General features: G+C 58.8%; 11 protein-coding genes and 2 pseudogenes. 10 read left to right on the forward strand and 3 right to left on the reverse strand.

Annotated elements, in window-relative coordinates; all coding sequences use genetic code 11:
* The first annotated feature begins 8 nt into the window (after nt 1–8).
* The 5 genes and pseudogenes from fhuC to ACN28Q_RS16430 form a co-directional block, all read left to right on the forward strand.
* Nucleotides 9–803: a Fe3+-hydroxamate ABC transporter ATP-binding protein FhuC gene (gene fhuC / locus ACN28Q_RS16410; RefSeq protein WP_095849065.1), complete on the forward strand. Its 795-nt coding sequence runs from the start codon at nt 9–11 to the stop codon at nt 801–803.
* Nucleotides 803–1699 carry a Fe(3+)-hydroxamate ABC transporter substrate-binding protein FhuD gene (gene fhuD / locus ACN28Q_RS16415; RefSeq protein ID WP_095847320.1) on the forward strand — a complete coding sequence of 299 codons (897 nt, stop codon included), beginning with the start codon at nt 803–805 and terminating at the stop codon, nt 1697–1699. The genes fhuC and fhuD overlap by 1 nt, the downstream gene beginning before the upstream one ends.
* Nucleotides 1696–3678, forward strand: a complete 1983-nt coding sequence (gene fhuB / locus ACN28Q_RS16420) for a Fe(3+)-hydroxamate ABC transporter permease FhuB (RefSeq protein WP_095847321.1) — start codon at nt 1696–1698, stop codon at nt 3676–3678. Before fhuD ends, fhuB begins: the two co-directional genes overlap by 4 nt.
* 197 nt (nt 3679–3875) lie before the next feature.
* Nucleotides 3876–4172, forward strand: a complete 297-nt coding sequence (locus ACN28Q_RS16425) for a helix-turn-helix domain-containing protein (protein WP_095847322.1) — start codon at nt 3876–3878, stop codon at nt 4170–4172.
* 7 nt (nt 4173–4179) lie between these two features.
* Nucleotides 4180–4329: pseudogene (locus tag ACN28Q_RS16430) on the forward strand (type II toxin-antitoxin system HipA family toxin); the annotation flags it as partial.
* 220 nt (nt 4330–4549) lie between these two features.
* Here the strand turns inward: ACN28Q_RS16430 and metK are convergent.
* A complete protein-coding gene (metK, locus tag ACN28Q_RS16435) occupies nt 4550–5704 on the reverse strand; it encodes a methionine adenosyltransferase (protein WP_095847323.1) in 1155 nt (384 codons plus the stop codon).
* 508 nt (nt 5705–6212) lie between these two features.
* On the opposite strand from metK, the gene ACN28Q_RS16440 reads away from it, so the two are divergent.
* The 3 genes from ACN28Q_RS16440 (at nt 6213) to speB (ending at nt 9709) form a co-directional block, all read left to right on the forward strand.
* Nucleotides 6213–6356: a small protein YqgG gene (locus ACN28Q_RS16440; protein WP_418251454.1), complete on the forward strand. Its 144-nt coding sequence runs from the start codon at nt 6213–6215 to the stop codon at nt 6354–6356.
* Between the two features lie 220 nt (nt 6357–6576).
* Nucleotides 6577–8565, forward strand: a complete 1989-nt coding sequence (gene speA, locus ACN28Q_RS16445; protein ID WP_413541201.1) for a biosynthetic arginine decarboxylase — start codon at nt 6577–6579, stop codon at nt 8563–8565.
* Between the two features lie 223 nt (nt 8566–8788).
* Entirely contained in the window at nt 8789–9709 is a 921-nt protein-coding gene (gene speB, locus ACN28Q_RS16450; protein WP_095847325.1) for an agmatinase, read from the forward strand.
* Nucleotides 9710–9803: 94 nt separating this feature from the next.
* Here the strand turns inward: speB and loiP are convergent.
* Nucleotides 9804–10556: pseudogene (gene loiP, locus ACN28Q_RS16455) on the reverse strand (metalloprotease LoiP).
* A 237-nt stretch (nt 10557–10793) separates the two neighbouring features.
* Here loiP and tkt point away from each other — a divergent pair.
* Nucleotides 10794–12788: a transketolase gene (gene tkt, locus ACN28Q_RS16460; protein WP_095847326.1), complete on the forward strand. Its 1995-nt coding sequence runs from the start codon at nt 10794–10796 to the stop codon at nt 12786–12788.
* 144 nt (nt 12789–12932) lie between these two features.
* On the opposite strand, the gene ACN28Q_RS16465 is transcribed toward tkt, so the two are convergent.
* Complete coding sequence (locus tag ACN28Q_RS16465; protein WP_095847327.1) at nt 12933–14012, reverse strand: tartrate dehydrogenase; 1080 nt, start codon at nt 14010–14012, stop codon at nt 12933–12935.
* Nucleotides 14013–14113: 101 nt separating this feature from the next.
* On the opposite strand from ACN28Q_RS16465, the gene ACN28Q_RS16470 reads away from it, so the two are divergent.
* Nucleotides 14114–15052 carry a LysR substrate-binding domain-containing protein gene (locus ACN28Q_RS16470; RefSeq protein ID WP_095849066.1) on the forward strand — a complete coding sequence of 313 codons (939 nt, stop codon included), beginning with the start codon at nt 14114–14116 and terminating at the stop codon, nt 15050–15052.
* Nucleotides 15053–15080: the final 28 nt, after the last annotated feature.

Consider the following 15080-nt stretch of genomic DNA (forward strand, 5'->3'; position numbering starts at 1 on the left):
CAGGGCTTATGCAGGATACACATCATCACGAAGCACGATTTTCACTGGCCGGGGTGAGCTTCGCCGTGGCGGGGCGCGTGCTGTTGCAGCCGCTGTCGCTGGCCTTTCCACCAGGCCAGGTCAGTGGATTGATCGGCCATAACGGCTCCGGCAAATCCACGCTGTTGAAAATTTTGGGCCGCCACCAGCCGCCCAGTAGCGGCCAGGTATTGCTCAATGACCAACCGCTGGCCCAGTGGGGCAACAAAGCCTTTGCGCGCCATGTGGCCTATTTGCCGCAGCAGTTGCCCGCCGCGGAAGGGATGACGGTGCGTGAACTGGTCGCGGTGGGGCGCTATCCGTGGCATGGCGCGCTGGGGCGTTTTGGCGCCGGCGATCACCAACGGGTCGAGGAAGCGATTGATCTGGTTGGTTTGACACTGTTTGCCAACCGCTTGGTGGATAGCCTATCCGGCGGCGAGCGCCAGCGCGCCTGGTTGGCGATGCTGGTGGCGCAAGACAGCCGCTGCCTGCTGCTGGATGAACCCACCTCGGCGCTGGATATCGCCCATCAGGTCGAGGTATTGGCCCTGGTGCAGCGCCTGAGCCATCAGCGCGGGCTGACGGTAATTGCCGTGTTGCACGATATCAATATGGCGGCGCGGTACTGCGATCTGCTGGTGGCGCTGCGTGCGGGCACGATGATCGCGCAAGGGGCGCCGCTGGAACTGATGCGTGCGCCAGTGCTTGAACAGATTTACGGCATCCCGATGGGGACGCTGCCGCACCCCAGCGGCGGGGCGCCGGTAAGCTTTGTATATTGATGGCTGATTACCCACAAGACCCTCTGCGCCGCCGCCTGTTGGCGGCGTTGGCGCTGTCCCCACTGTTTTATTCCCTGCCGGGGCGGAGCAACTCTGCCCCGGAGCTGGCGCGCATTGTGGCGTTGGAATGGCTGCCGGTAGAGCTGCTGTTTGCGCTGGGCGTTATGCCGATGGCGGTGGCCGATATTCCCAACTACAACCGCTGGGTGGCATCGCCGCGCCTGCCGGCGGCGGTGGTAAACGTTGGTATGCGCACTGAGCCTAACCTGGAATTGTTGCAGCAGTTGCGCCCTTCGCTGTTGCTGCTTTCGCAAGGCTATGGCCCCGCGCCGCAGGCGCTGCGGCCGATCGCCCCGAGTATGGCGTTTGGCTTTAACGATGGCAGCGGCAAGCCGTTAACCGTTGGCATGCACTCATTGCGCGAGCTGGCGCAGCGCCTGGGGCTGGAAGCGAAAGCCGAGCAACATTTGGCGCAGTTCCATGCTTTTGTGCAAGGGGCGCGCCAACGGTTACAGGCCTATACCGAACAGCCGTTGCTGCTGTTCTCGCTGCTGGATACCCGCCATGCGCTGATCATGGGGCAAAACAGCCTGTTCCAGGAGGTGATGGACAGATTGGGGATCCGCAACGCCTGGCAAGGGGAAACCAACTTCTGGGGCACCTCCGTGGTGGGGATTGAACGCCTGGCCGAAGTGAAGCAGGCGCGTGCCATTTATCTCGATCACCATAATCCGGCGATGTTCACTCGCGTCAGCGCCACGCCGCTCTGGCAGGCATTGCCGTTCGTGCGGCAGAATCAGCTCCGGCAAGCGCCGGCGGTATGGTTTTACGGCGCCACGCTATCCGCCATGCGTTTTTGCCGCCTGCTGCAACAGGTGCAGGAGCACCGCCAATGAGTTCACGCTTGCGTCTGTTTCCTTTGGCGGTGCTGTTGCTGCTGCTGGCCGTTGCGGCCGGCCTGACGGTTTACAACCTGAGGCAGCAACTGCCGGCGCCGCTGTGGCGGCAGGGGTTCTTTACGCCCAATGTTGATGACATCCGCCAGATGTTGTTCCACTACAGCCTGTTGCCGCGGCTTTGTGTTTCACTGCTGGTGGGGGCGGGATTGGGGCTGGCCGGCGTGCTGTTTCAGCAGGTATTGCGTAACCCGTTGGCGGAGCCGGCAACGCTGGGCGTTTCCGCCGGCGCCCAGCTTGGCCTGACGGCGGCAACGCTGTGGCTGTTGCCGGGCGGCGAGTTCACCCGGCAATTGGCGGCGATGGTCGGCGCAGTGGTGGTGGGCGTGCTGGTATTCGGTGTGGCCTGGGGCAAGCGTATGTCGCCGGTGACGCTGATTCTGGCCGGGCTGGTGCTGGGCCTGTATTGCGGCGCGGTAAACAGCCTGCTGGCGCTGTTTAATTACGATCAACTGCAAGGCGTATTCCTGTGGGGCACCGGCGCCCTGAACCAGCAGGATTGGTCGACGGTGGCGTTTCTGCTGCCGCGCTTGCTGATCGCACTGCTGCTGGCGTTGCTGCTGCTGCGTCCGTTAACGCTGCTTGGGCTGGACGACGGCGTGGCGCGCAATCTGGGGTTGGGGCTTAACGCCGCCCGTCTGGGCGCTCTGGCGCTGGCGATTATTTTCAGCGCCATGTTGGTGAATGCCGTCGGCGTGGTTGGCTTTATCGGCCTGTTTGCGCCGCTGATGGCGAAAATGCTCGGCGCGCGCCGTTTGCTGCCGCGCATGCTGCTGACGCCGCTGCTGGGTGCGCTGCTGCTGTGGCTGACCGATCAGATCATGATCTGGCTGACGCAGGTATGGCGCGAAATCCCGACCGGTTCCGCCACGGCGCTGATCGGCGCGCCGTTGCTGCTGTGGCTACTGCCGCGCTTGCGCACCCATGCGCTTCCTGCGCCAATGGTTCTGGGGGACAACGTGCAGCCAGAGCGGCGGCATCTGCCGCTGTGGTGCGCCGGGGGCGCGGGGTTGCTGCTGGTGACGCTGGCTTTGGCGTTAACGCTGGGGCAAAACGCCGCCGGCTGGCATTGGAGCCTGGGCGCCGAGCTGGAGGCGCTGTTGCCGTGGCGTTGGCCGCGCCTGGCGGCGGCGTTAGCGGCGGGCATGATGTTGGCGGTAGCAGGCACGTTGATCCAGAAGTTGACCGGCAACCCGATGGCCAGCCCGGAAGTGCTGGGCGTCAGTTCCGGCGCGGCGTTCGGCGTGGTCGTCATGCTGTTCATGGTGCCGGGCGATGCCTTTGCCTGGCTTTTGCCGGCCGGCAGCCTGGGGGCGGCGGCCACGTTGCTGCTCATTATGCTGGCCGCCGGCCGCGGCGGGTTTTCAACCGAGCGGATGTTGTTGGCCGGTATTGCGCTCAGCACGGCGTTTTACGCCGCCATGTATTTGCTGCTCGCCAGTGGCGATCCGCGTCTGGGCGGGTTGTTGACCTGGCTTTCCGGCTCGACTTATAGCGTGGGTACAGCGCAAGCGCTGCGCACGCTCGGGGGGGCCGCGGTGCTGATGGTGTTGGCGCCGCTGTGCCGCCGCTGGCTGGTGATTTTGCCATTGGGCAGCTCGACGGCGCGTTCATTGGGGCTGGCGTTGGCACCGGCCCGTCTGGCAATCCTGCTGCTGGCCGCAACGCTGACCGCGATGGCCACGCTGACCGTCGGGCCGTTAAGCTTTATCGGCCTGATGGCGCCGCATATGGCGCGAATGCTGGGTTTCCGCCGCGCGATGCCGCAAATGGCCACGGCCGCATTACTGGGGGGCCTGCTGATGGTGGTGGCAGATTGGTGCGGGCGGATGATGATGTTTCCATATCAGATCCCAACCGGGCTGCTGGCGACGTTTATCGGCGCGCCTTATTTTGTTTATCTGCTGCGCAGACGGTAGTCAGTCATTTCAGTATTGGGATCTGCAGGGACAGCCAAGTTAGATTGCGTCTCAATAAACATCCTTTTTACAGCCTATACGCTGTTACGGCATTAATACATCTTATAAGCTGTATTTTGCGGTTACAACTTACAGGGTGTAATGTGTTGAAAACAGCTTATAGTTTGTACAAACATCTAAACAATGGTCAGCACATTATGAATACTGTTTATCCGTTGAAAACCTTGAATCAGTTGCGTCCATTACTGATAGGCTTTCGCAAAGCTAACGGACTGACGCAAAAAGAGGTTTCTGAACGATTGGGCGTAACGCAGCAAACCTATGCCCGTTTGGAATCCAACCCCAGCAGCGCCAGTATTGAGCGCCTGTTTAAAGTGTTTAATGTGCTGGGGATTGAAATGGTGCTTTCCTCCTCCGGGCCATCGTCATCAACCAACAAGCCCATGGGAAAGCCAGATAAGCAGAAAGAATCACCGGCCAGACAGGAAAAATGATGATGATATGCGCCGTAGACAACAACGTTTAGCTATCTGGATGAACGGGATTCAGGTCGGGTTCTGGGAAAAAGTCAGGAGCGAAGACCGGTTGCAATATCTGCCAGAGTGGGTTGCTGACGAGCAGGGCCGGCCTTTATCGCTCTCGTTGCCTTATGTGTTTTTGATGGTATGCGGCAACAGTGTGGGCGATTAGCAGGTAGAGGATAATGGAGAGCCTTCTATAACCTACCCTTGATACAAGGTTTTGACGTGGAATTCAGCCTGGTGTTCCCACTGTAATTCAAGAAAGCGCATGCCCCAGTGGTGTTTATGCAGGGATAAAAAACGGCGGGCACTTGGCCCGCCGTTTACGTGTTTCTTTACCGCCGCTGGGTTTACTTCAAGCCCGCCGCGTCGCGCAGTTGCGCAGCTTTGTCGGTGGCTTCCCATGGGAAGTGCTCACGGCCAAAGTGGCCATAGGCCGCCGTTTCACGGTAGATAGGTTGCAGCAGGTTCATCATCTGGATCAGGCCGTATGGGCGCAGATCGAAGAATTCACGCACCAGCAGCGTCAGCTGTTCGGTCGGCACTTTTTCCGTCCCGAAGGTTTCCACCATGATGGAGGTCGGTTCCGCCACGCCGATCGCGTAGGACACCTGAATTTCACAGCGGTCTGCCAGGCCGGCAGCAACGATGTTTTTCGCTACGTAGCGTGCCGCGTAGGCCGCAGAGCGGTCAACTTTGGAGGGATCCTTACCGGAGAACGCGCCGCCGCCGTGGCGAGCCATGCCGCCGTAGGTATCGACGATGATTTTACGGCCGGTCAGGCCACAGTCGCCCATGGGGCCGCCGATGACAAAACGGCCGGTCGGGTTGATGTGATATTTGGTGCCGGCGTTCAGCCATTCAGCAGGCAGGATCGGTTTGATGATCTCTTCCATCACCGCTTCTTGCAGATCTTTCTGCGCGATGTCTTCCGCGTGCTGGGTTGAAAGCACAACGGCATCAATACCGACAATTTTGCCGTCGTCGTACTGGAAGGTGACCTGGCTTTTCGCATCTGGGCGCAGCCATGGCAGGGTGCCGTTTTTACGCACTTCAGACTGGCGCTGCACCAGACGGTGGGCGTAAGTGATGGGGGCTGGCATCAGCACATCGGTTTCGTTCGTGGCGTAGCCGAACATCAGGCCCTGATCGCCGGCGCCCTGTTCCAGCGGATCGGTGCGGTCAACGCCCTGGTTGATATCCGGGGATTGCTTACCGATGGCGCTCAGCACGGCGCAGGAGTTGGCGTCGAAGCCCATATCTGAATGGACATAGCCAATTTCACGCACGGTGTTGCGGGTGATTTCTTCGATATCTACCCAAGCGCTGGTGGTGATTTCACCGCCGACCAATACCATACCGGTTTTGACGTAGGTTTCGCAGGCCACGCGCGCTTTAGGATCCTGCTCCAGGATCGCGTCAAGAACCGCATCGGAAATCTGGTCAGCAATTTTGTCAGGATGTCCTTCAGAAACGGATTCGGACGTGAAGAGGTGTTTAGCCATTGTCTTCTTTACCTTGCATGAAACGGGTTAGAAATTACTGCACAGCGCTGGAGATCCGGGCATTAAAGCTAAGGGTCTTCCGCCGATGGCGAGATGCATCCTGCAACGCCGCTCTGGCAAAGCCGTTAAGCAGTTTAACAGTTAATCAGTATAGATGGATTAACATCTGGACGTCTATTTTAGGTCAGGGTTTAGACGGATTGCCAGTAATTTTTTGCCGGTGTAGCGATTTGCGCGCCTAAAGCGGTGCTATATTCATCGCTTGAAATGGTTGGCCACATATTTTCATTTTGCATTTTGTATGGCTTACCGGTATAAACGGCGCGCGCGGTTCATTTGGCGCACTGCCCGGCACGAAGTTGTAAAATTCTGTGACCGGCCGGTAGCGAAACCATCACCAACCGTAGGTGCCGTTGCGGCGCCGCTTCATCGAACGGTCACGTTCTTACACTATATATAGAGGCTTCGTCGTTCACTGTGGGCGGCTGGCGTGGAGGTGGTTGGATTAATGATCCGTTGTTTCCTGGTTGTTGAATTTCAACAATATCGCCGTTCTGGCGCACATGTTTCAGTGCCTTCCCGTCTTGTTTCTCTACCATCCACCCGATGTTATGCACATCAGGGCGCCACTCAGGATTCCCGGGCCGGCTAATCACCGCCTGAAAAACGAATTAAGGGTGCCTGCAGCCTTCCTGTGGGAAGTTTCCTTGCCCGATTCATGAAGTTTGAACAGGGTGTCTTACAATGATATGCATGATCAACCGATCGCCAATCGCGAGCGGCAGCAGAATACGCTGTTGCCAGACGGGTTGCTGGGTTGTTCTTGCGCAGTGTAGCTGCGATAGTAGTTGGCTATATCGCCAACATGCGAGATGAGGCGAGTTATGTCTGATGATCCGTTGGTTCACCGTCCGTCAGCGGTGGGTGAATCTCTATCTTTGCGCTCCATGCAGGAGGTTGCCATGAATGATCGTAACGCCAGCAAGATGCTGCGTACTTATAACGTCGCCTACTGGGGCAACAACTACTACGACGTCAACGAACTGGGGCACATCAGCGTTTGCCCGGATCCCGACGTTCCGCAGGCCCGTGTCGATCTGGCGAAGCTGGTGAAAGAACGCCAGCAAGACGGCCAGCGTTTGCCTGCGCTGTTCTGTTTCCCACAGATTTTGCAGCATCGCCTGCGTTCGATTAACGGGGCGTTTCAACGTGCGCGTGAATCATTCGGCTATGAGGGCGGCTACTTCCTGGTTTATCCGATCAAGGTCAACCAGCACCGCCGCGTGATTGAATCGCTGATTAACTCCGGTGAACCGTTAGGGCTGGAAGCGGGTTCCAAGGCGGAGCTGATGGCGGTGCTGGCGCATGCCGGTATGACCCGTTCGGTGATCGTCTGCAACGGTTATAAAGACCGTGAATATATTCGCCTGGCGCTGATCGGCGAGAAGCTGGGGCACAAAGTGTACCTGGTAATTGAAAAGATGTCGGAAATCAAGCTGGTGCTGGAAGAGGCCGAGCGGCTGAACGTGGTACCGCGCCTGGGCGTGCGTGCGCGTCTGGCGTCGCAGGGTTCCGGTAAATGGCAGTCGAGCGGCGGCGAAAAGTCCAAGTTTGGCCTGGCGGCGATGCAGGTGCTGAAACTGGTTGAAACCCTGCGCGAAGCGGGCCGCCTGGACAGCCTGCAACTGCTGCATTTCCACTTGGGTTCGCAGCTGGCCAACATTCGCGATATCGCCACCGGCGTGCGCGAGTCCGCCCGTTTTTATGTTGAGCTGCACAAGCTGGGCGTCAATATCCAATGCTTCGACGTTGGCGGCGGGCTGGGCGTCGATTATGAAGGCACCCGTTCGCAGTCTGATTGTTCAGTGAACTACGGCCTGAACGAATATGCCAATAACGTGATCTGGGGTATCGGCGACGCCTGTAACGAGCATGGCCTGCCGCACCCGACGGTAATCACCGAATCCGGCCGTGCCGTGACGGCGCACCATACGGTGCTGGTATCCAACGTTATTGGCGTTGAGCGTAATGAGTTCAGCGAACCGCAGCCGCCGATGGAAGATGCGCCGCGCGCCTTGGAAAGCATGTGGGAAACCTGGCTGGAATTGAACGAGCCGGAAAATCGCCGTTCGCTGCGTGAATGGCTGCATGACAGCCAGATGGATCTGCACGATGTGCACACCCAGTACGCGCATGGCATGCTCGATCTAAGCAAACGCGCCTGGGCGGAGCAGATCTACCTGAATATTTGCAACAAGATCCAGCAGCAGCTGGATCCGAGCAACCGCGCCCACCGGCCGATCATTGATGAGCTGCAGGAGCGGATGGCGGATAAATTCTACGTTAACTTCTCGCTGTTCCAGTCAATGCCGGATGCCTGGGGGATCGACCAACTGTTCCCGGTGCTGCCGCTGGAAGGGCTGGATAAGCCGCCGGAAGGCCGTGCCGTGCTGCTGGATATCACCTGTGACTCCGACGGTACTATCGATCACTACGTGGACGGCGACGGCGTGGCTACTACCATGCCGATGCCGCCGTACGATCCGGAAAACCCACCGGTGCTGGGGTTTTTTATGGTGGGCGCCTATCAGGAGATCCTCGGCAACATGCACAACCTGTTTGGTGACACTGCATCGGTCGATGTCTATGTGTTCCCGGACGGCACGGTGGAAAGCGAACTCTCCGACGAAGGGGACAGCGTTGCCGATATGCTGCAGTACGTTCAGCTTGATCCCCAGGTGCTGTTGGCGCGCTTCCGCGATCAGGTGAAAGAAACCGATCTGGACAGCGTGCTGCAACAGGAATTCCTGGAAGAGTTTGAAGCCGGCCTGTATGGCTATACTTATCTGGAAGATGAGTAAGCGGGTGGCTGCCGGGTTCATCTATACGATTAGCGACCTGGCGCTGCCTGTTTGCCGCACTTGAAGCCGGATGAGAATCCGGCGATAATCTGCGCTATCGGCATTACCGTAACGTATATCAAATCAATCCCTTCCTCGTCGGGTTAACGACGCGGGAGGGATTTTTTTTGCCCTTGCCTGAGCGGTTGAGCTACAGGCAATCTGTTGATCAATGAGGTTTTTTATGAGTACCTTAGGCCATCAGTTCGATAACTCTTTAGTGTCTAACGCTTTTGGTTTCCTGCGCTTCCCGCTGAATTTCATGCCGTATGACAGCGATGCGGAGTGGGTGATTACCGGTATTCCTTTCGATATGGCGACCTCTGGCCGCGCCGGCGGCCGCCACGGCCCGGCGGCTATCCGCCAGGTTTCCACCAATCTGGCCTGGGAAGGCGCCCGCTGGCCGTGGGATTTTGATCTGCGCGATCGCCTTAAGGTGGTTGACTGCGGCGACGTGGTATTTAACTTCGGCGATGCGCAGGATCTGACCGATAAGCTGCAGGCGCACGCGGAGAAACTGCTGGCTGCCGGCAAGCGCATGCTGTCGTTCGGTGGCGATCACTTTGTCACTCTGCCGCTGCTGCGCGCCCATGCCAAACACTTTGGCAAAATGGCGCTGGTGCATTTTGACGCCCATACCGACACTTACTCTAACGGCAGTAAATTCGATCACGGCACCATGTTCTACCATGCGCCGAATGAAGGCCTGATCGATCCTACCCATTCCGTACAGATCGGTATTCGCACCGAGTTTGATCGCGACAACGGTTTTACCGTGCTGGATGCCGCACAGGTTAACGATCGCAGCGTGGACGATCTGCTGGCGCAGATCAAACAGATCGTCGGGGATATGCCGGTTTATCTGACCTTCGACATCGACTGCCTGGATCCGGCGTTTGCACCGGGCACCGGCACCCCGGTGATCGGCGGCCTGACCTCCGATCGCGCGCTGAAATTGCTGCGCGGGCTGCAACCGTTGAACATTGTCGGTATGGATCTGGTGGAAGTGGCGCCGGCTTACGATCACTCGCAGATCACGGCGCTGGCGGGTGCTACCCTGGCGCTGGAAATGCTGTACCTGCAGGCGGCGAAGAAGGGCGCGTAACCCGCTTCTTCAGCGGCGGCTTGCCACCCGCCATAAAAAATGCTGTTCAGCCGGTGCCGGCTGGACAGCATTGTCGTATTAACTCTATTGCGCTTTATTTGCCGGCGGCAATGCGTTCGCGGATATTTTGCGCGCGGGTTTCGGAAGCCGGGTGATCGTCAAACATGCTGCTTTGGCGGCCGGCTTCCAGCTTCGCCAGCTTTTCAAAACTGGTGACCAGCCCGTTCGGATCGAGCCCGCGTTTTTTCAGCAGATCGAACGAGTAGTTATCCGCTTCTATTTCCTGCTTTTGCGAGAACTGCGCATTCACCAATTTTTCCCCCAGATCCGCCAACTGCGATTGAGACAATGATCCCACTACGCCGCCCGTAGAGGCCGCTGCGGTGCGCAAGGCGACGGTGCCATAGGCCACCTGCATCGCTTTACGGGTATGGCCGAGCGCCACATGGCCCATTTCATGCCCCAGCACGCCTTCGACTTCGTTATCGGTCATCATGTCCATCAGGCCGCTGTAGACGCGGATACAACCATTGGCCATCGCCCAGGCGTTGACGTCTTTGGTCAGATAGACCTTATAGTTGGCCGGCGTGCCGTTGATGTTATCGCCCAGTGCCGCGGCGATGTTATTCAGGCGCTACGTATAGGGGCTGTTGGCCGGCGCGATTTGTGCCTTGCTGTCCATCTCGGCGCAGGATTTATCACTTAAGGTTTTTACGTCGCCATCGCTGAGCGTGGCGGCCTGGTAGGCCTGTGCCCCAGACTGCATCAGCGTATTGGTGTCAAGATTCTGACAGCCGCTTAACAAGCCGGTAATGCTCAACATAATCAAAGAAGTACGGAATTTCATAAAGCTATCTTCCTGTGATAGTAACAAGGGAAAAGGGCAATCTTAAATAAAACAAATTGGCAGTGAGAGCCTAGTTTACGTTGTCTGGCGCCGAAACGGCGTTATTCCGAAAAATGAGCCGATTGTGCTCATAAGTTGTGAACTGGCTCTCATTTGGCATTAGGGATTGCCGTTTTAATGCGGAGTCTGAGAAAATGGTAATCTTGACCGATTTTTTAATCCGACCTGGAGTAAAACATGTCCTCTCGTAAAGAGCTTGCCAACGCGATCCGCGCACTTAGCATGGACGCCGTGCAAAAAGCAAAATCCGGCCACCCGGGCGCGCCTATGGGGATGGCGGACATCGCCGAAGTCCTGTGGCGTGATTACCTTAACCATAACCCCACCAACCCACACTGGGCCGACCGCGACCGCTTCGTGCTCTCCAACGGCCACGGCTCAATGCTGATTTACAGCCTGCTGCACCTCACCGGCTATGACCTGCCGATGAGCGAGCTGGAAAACTTCCGCCAGCTGCACTCCAAAACCCCGGGCCACCCGGAATACGGCTACACCCCGGGCGTTGAAACCACCACCGGGCCGTTGGGCCAGGGCATCGCCAACGGCGTGGGCTTCGCCATCGCCGAACGTACTCTGGCGGCGCAGTTCAACCGCCCAGGCCATGACATCGTTGACCACCACACCTACGTGTTCATGGGCGACGGCTGCATGATGGAAGGTATCTCCCACGAAGTCTGCTCGCTGGCCGGCACCCTCAAGCTCGGCAAACTGACCGCCTTCTACGATGACAATGGCATCTCCATCGACGGCCACATCGACGGCTGGTTCACCGACGACACCGCCAAACGTTTTGAAGCCTACGGCTGGCACGTGGTGCGCGGCGTGGACGGCCACGATAGCGCAGCCATCAAGGCGGCGATTGAAGAAGCCCGCCAGGTGACCGACAAGCCGTCGCTGCTGATGTGCAAGACCGTGATTGGCTTCGGGTCGCCGAACAAGGCCGGCTCGCACGATGCGCACGGCGCCCCGCTGGGTGATGCCGAAGTGGCCGCCACCCGTGAAAAACTGGGCTGGAATTATCCGCCGTTCGTTATCCCGCAGGACATCTACGCCCAGTGGGACGCCAAAGAAGCCGGCAAGGCCCGTGAAGCCGCCTGGAACGCCAAATTCGCCGCCTATGCACAAGCCTTCCCGGAACAGGCCGCCGAGTTCAAACGCCGCATGAGCGGTGAACTGCCGGCCAGCTGGCAGGCGGACGCCAAAGCCTTTGTGGAAAAACTGCAGGCCAACCCGGCCAGCATCGCCAGCCGCAAGGCCTCGCAGAACACGCTGGAAGCGTTCGGCAAGGTGCTGCCGGAGTTCCTCGGCGGCTCCGCCGACCTGGCACCAAGCAACCTGACGATGTGGTCCGGCTCCAAAGCCATCAACGAAGACCTGGCCGGCAACTACATCCACTACGGGGTGCGCGAGTTCGGCATGACCGCCATCACCAACGGCATTGCGCTGCACGGCGGTTTCCTGCCGTATTCGGCCACCTTCCTGATGTTTGTGGAATATGCCCGCAACGCGGTGCGCATGGCGGCGCTGATGAAGCTGCGCAACGTGTTTGTCTACACCCACGATTCCATCGGCCTGGGCGAAGACGGCCCGACCCACCAGCCGGTCGAGCAGCTGGCCAGCCTGCGGGTGACGCCGAACATGAGCACCTGGCGCCCGTGCGACCAGGTGGAATCGGCGGTGGCCTGGCAGTACGGCATCGAGCGCAACGACGGCCCGACGGCGCTGATTTTCTCGCGCCAGAACCTGGCCCAGCAGCCGCGCACGGCGGAACAGCTGGCGAACGTATACCGCGGCGGCTACGTGCTGAAAGACAGCGACGGGCAGCCGGAGCTGATCCTGATTGCCACCGGTTCGGAAGTGGAACTGGCGGTTGCCGCCTATGAGCAACTGACAGCGGAAGGGCGCCGGGTGCGCGTGGTTTCCATGCCGTCCACCGATGCGTTCGACAAGCAGGATGCAGCCTACCGTGAAGCGGTGCTGCCGGCGGCGGTCAGCGCACGGGTGGCGGTGGAAGCGGGTATCGCAGACTACTGGTACAAGTACGTGGGCCTGAACGGCGCGGTCGTGGGCATGACCACCTTCGGTGAGTCGGCGCCGGCGGATCTGCTGTTTAAAGAGTTTGGCATTACGGTAGAAAACGTGGTCGCCAAAGCGAAAGCGTTGCTGAAATAACAGTAACGGCGGGAATGCGGCTTGCCGCATTCCCGCTTTTGGTCTTTCCTTCCTGCAGGGCAAGCGCCTGTGCTCATCGGCATATTTCGTGCCCCTTTCTCTTGCTTACCCCCCGTTATCCCGGCCGTAACAGGCTACGTTCGATTACAATAAATCCGCAATGGCTTGCCCCACCTGCTGGGTAGAAGCACTGCCACGCAGATCCGGCGTGCGCGGCCCATCGGCAAGGGTTTTCTCAATTGCCGACAGAATGCCGTCGTGCGCCTGACGGTAACGTTGGTCGCCGTTGCCAAGGAAATCGAGCATCAATGCACCGGACCAGATCATGGCGATCGGATTGGCGATATTCCGGCCAAAAATATCCGGCGCTGAACCATGCACCGGTTCAAACAGCGAGGGCAGGTGGCGCTCCGGGTTCAGGTTGGCGGATGGCGCGATGCCGATGGTGCCGGCGCAGGCTGGGCCAAGATCGGAAAGAATATCGCCGAACAGGTTGGAGGCCACCACCACATCGAAACGTTCCGGGTTCAGCACAAAGCGGGCACACAGGATATCAATATGCTGTTTGTCCCAGACGATGTCCGGGTAGTGCTGCGCCATCGCGGCGACGCGCTCATCCCAGAACGGCATGGTGACCGCCATACCGTTGGATTTGGTGGCGGCGGTGAGCGTCTTGCGCGGGCGCTGTTGCGCCAGCTCAAACGCATATTTCAGGATGCGGTCCACCCCGTGGCGGGTAAAGACCGACTCCTGGATCACTACCTCGCGATCGGTGCCTTCGAACATGCGGCCGCCGAGCGGGGAATATTCGCCTTCGGTGTTCTCGCGCACCACGAAGAAATCAATATCTCCCGGCGCTTTATTCGCCAGCGGGCAGGGCACACCGGGAAACAGGCGGACTGGCCGCAGGTTGACGTACTGATCAAAATCACGGCGGAATTTCAGCAGGGAGCCCCACAGCGAAATATGGTCTGGCACTTTATCCGGCCAGCCCACGGCGCCGAAGTAAATCGCATCGAATCCTTTCAGTTGCTCAAACCAGTCATCCGGCATCATTTGGCCGTGTTGCTGATAATAGTCGCAGTTGGCCCATGCAAAGGTTTCAAACTGCAGATCGAGCGACCAGCGCTCGGCCGCCGCGTGCAGCACGCGCAGGCCCTCCGGCAACACTTCTTGCCCGATACCATCACCTGCGATGGCCGCAATTTTGTAGGTTTTGTTCATTATAGGTCTCACTTAGGGAAAGAGGGATTGACTTCCCTACCATCCTATAATTGACTGAATGTTAATCAATCGCGCAAATGGTGAAACATAAAACACGAATCATGAATAATCTTCCTGTGCTAAACGATTTGCGGGTATTTGTGCTGGTGGCGCGCCGGGCCGGTTTTGCCGCCGCTGCAGAGGAGATGGGCGTTTCGCCAGCCTATGTCAGCAAGCGCATCGCGTTATTGGAAAATACGCTGAACGTTTCTCTGCTGCACCGTACCACGCGGCGGGTCGCCATTACCGCCGATGGCGAGCGCATCTACGAGTGGGCGCAGCGTATCCTGAACGATGTTGATCGGATGATGGATGAAGTTGCGGATCTGCGGCAGGCGCCGCAGGGTACGCTACGGATCGTCACCAGCTTTGGCTTTGGCCGGCGTTTTGTCGCGCAGGCGGTGGCCGCGCTGGCACAGCAGTATCCCGGGCTGGAACTGCGGCTGGATGTGTCCGATCGCCTGGTCGATTTGGCCAGCGAAGGTTACGATCTGGATATCCGCGTTGGCGATGACATTGCGCCAAATCTGGTGGCCCGCAAGCTGGCGCATAACCACCGCGTTTTATGTGCTGCGCCCGAGTATTTGCAGCGTTATGGCACGCCAAAGGCGCTCAACGATCTCTGCGGCCGCCACTGTCTGGTGATCAAAGAACGGGATCTTGCATTCGGCGTCTGGCGGCTGCAAGGCCCGGCAGGGGAGGAAACGGTGAAGGTGACCGGCGCGCTGGCGTCTAACCACGGCGAAATCGTGCACCAGTGGTGTTTACAGGGGCAGGGAGTGGCGCTGCGTTCATTCTGGGATGTGAAAGACAGCATCGCTAACGGGCGGTTGGTGCAAATTCTGCCGGAGTACACTCAGCCGGCCAATATTTGGGCGGTGTATATTCCACGTTTGGCGACGTCAGCCAAGATACGCGTTGCGCTGGCCTTCCTGCGTGATTATTTCCAGGCCAATGTGGGGGCGGTTGCGCCGCTGGCGGAATATTTGTCGCGGCGTTGAGGGGCGGCAGGGCACGCAGTGGTGCCCT

The organism is Gibbsiella quercinecans (assembly GCF_002291425.1).
GTDB classification, from domain to species: Bacteria; Pseudomonadota; Gammaproteobacteria; order Enterobacterales; family Enterobacteriaceae; genus Gibbsiella; species Gibbsiella quercinecans.

What these genes read in the sequence shown, in the direction of transcription:
- ACN28Q_RS16470 (WP_095849066.1), top strand. Translation starts at nt 14,114, where the DNA reads ATGAATAATCTTCCTGTGCTAAACGATTTGCGGGTATTTGTGCTGGTG.
- fhuC (WP_095849065.1), top strand. Translation starts at nt 9, where the DNA reads ATGCAGGATACACATCATCACGAAGCACGATTTTCACTGGCCGGGGTG.
- speB (WP_095847325.1), top strand. Translation starts at nt 8,789, where the DNA reads ATGAGTACCTTAGGCCATCAGTTCGATAACTCTTTAGTGTCTAACGCT.
- speA (WP_413541201.1), top strand. Translation starts at nt 6,577, where the DNA reads ATGAGGCGAGTTATGTCTGATGATCCGTTGGTTCACCGTCCGTCAGCG.
- ACN28Q_RS16465 (WP_095847327.1), bottom strand. Translation starts at nt 14,012, where the DNA reads ATGAACAAAACCTACAAAATTGCGGCCATCGCAGGTGATGGTATCGGG.
- metK (WP_095847323.1), bottom strand. Translation starts at nt 5,704, where the DNA reads ATGGCTAAACACCTCTTCACGTCCGAATCCGTTTCTGAAGGACATCCT.
- fhuB (WP_095847321.1), top strand. Translation starts at nt 1,696, where the DNA reads ATGAGTTCACGCTTGCGTCTGTTTCCTTTGGCGGTGCTGTTGCTGCTG.
- tkt (WP_095847326.1), top strand. Translation starts at nt 10,794, where the DNA reads ATGTCCTCTCGTAAAGAGCTTGCCAACGCGATCCGCGCACTTAGCATG.
- fhuD (WP_095847320.1), top strand. Translation starts at nt 803, where the DNA reads ATGGCTGATTACCCACAAGACCCTCTGCGCCGCCGCCTGTTGGCGGCG.
- ACN28Q_RS16425 (WP_095847322.1), top strand. Translation starts at nt 3,876, where the DNA reads ATGAATACTGTTTATCCGTTGAAAACCTTGAATCAGTTGCGTCCATTA.
- ACN28Q_RS16440 (WP_418251454.1), top strand. Translation starts at nt 6,213, where the DNA reads ATGATCCGTTGTTTCCTGGTTGTTGAATTTCAACAATATCGCCGTTCT.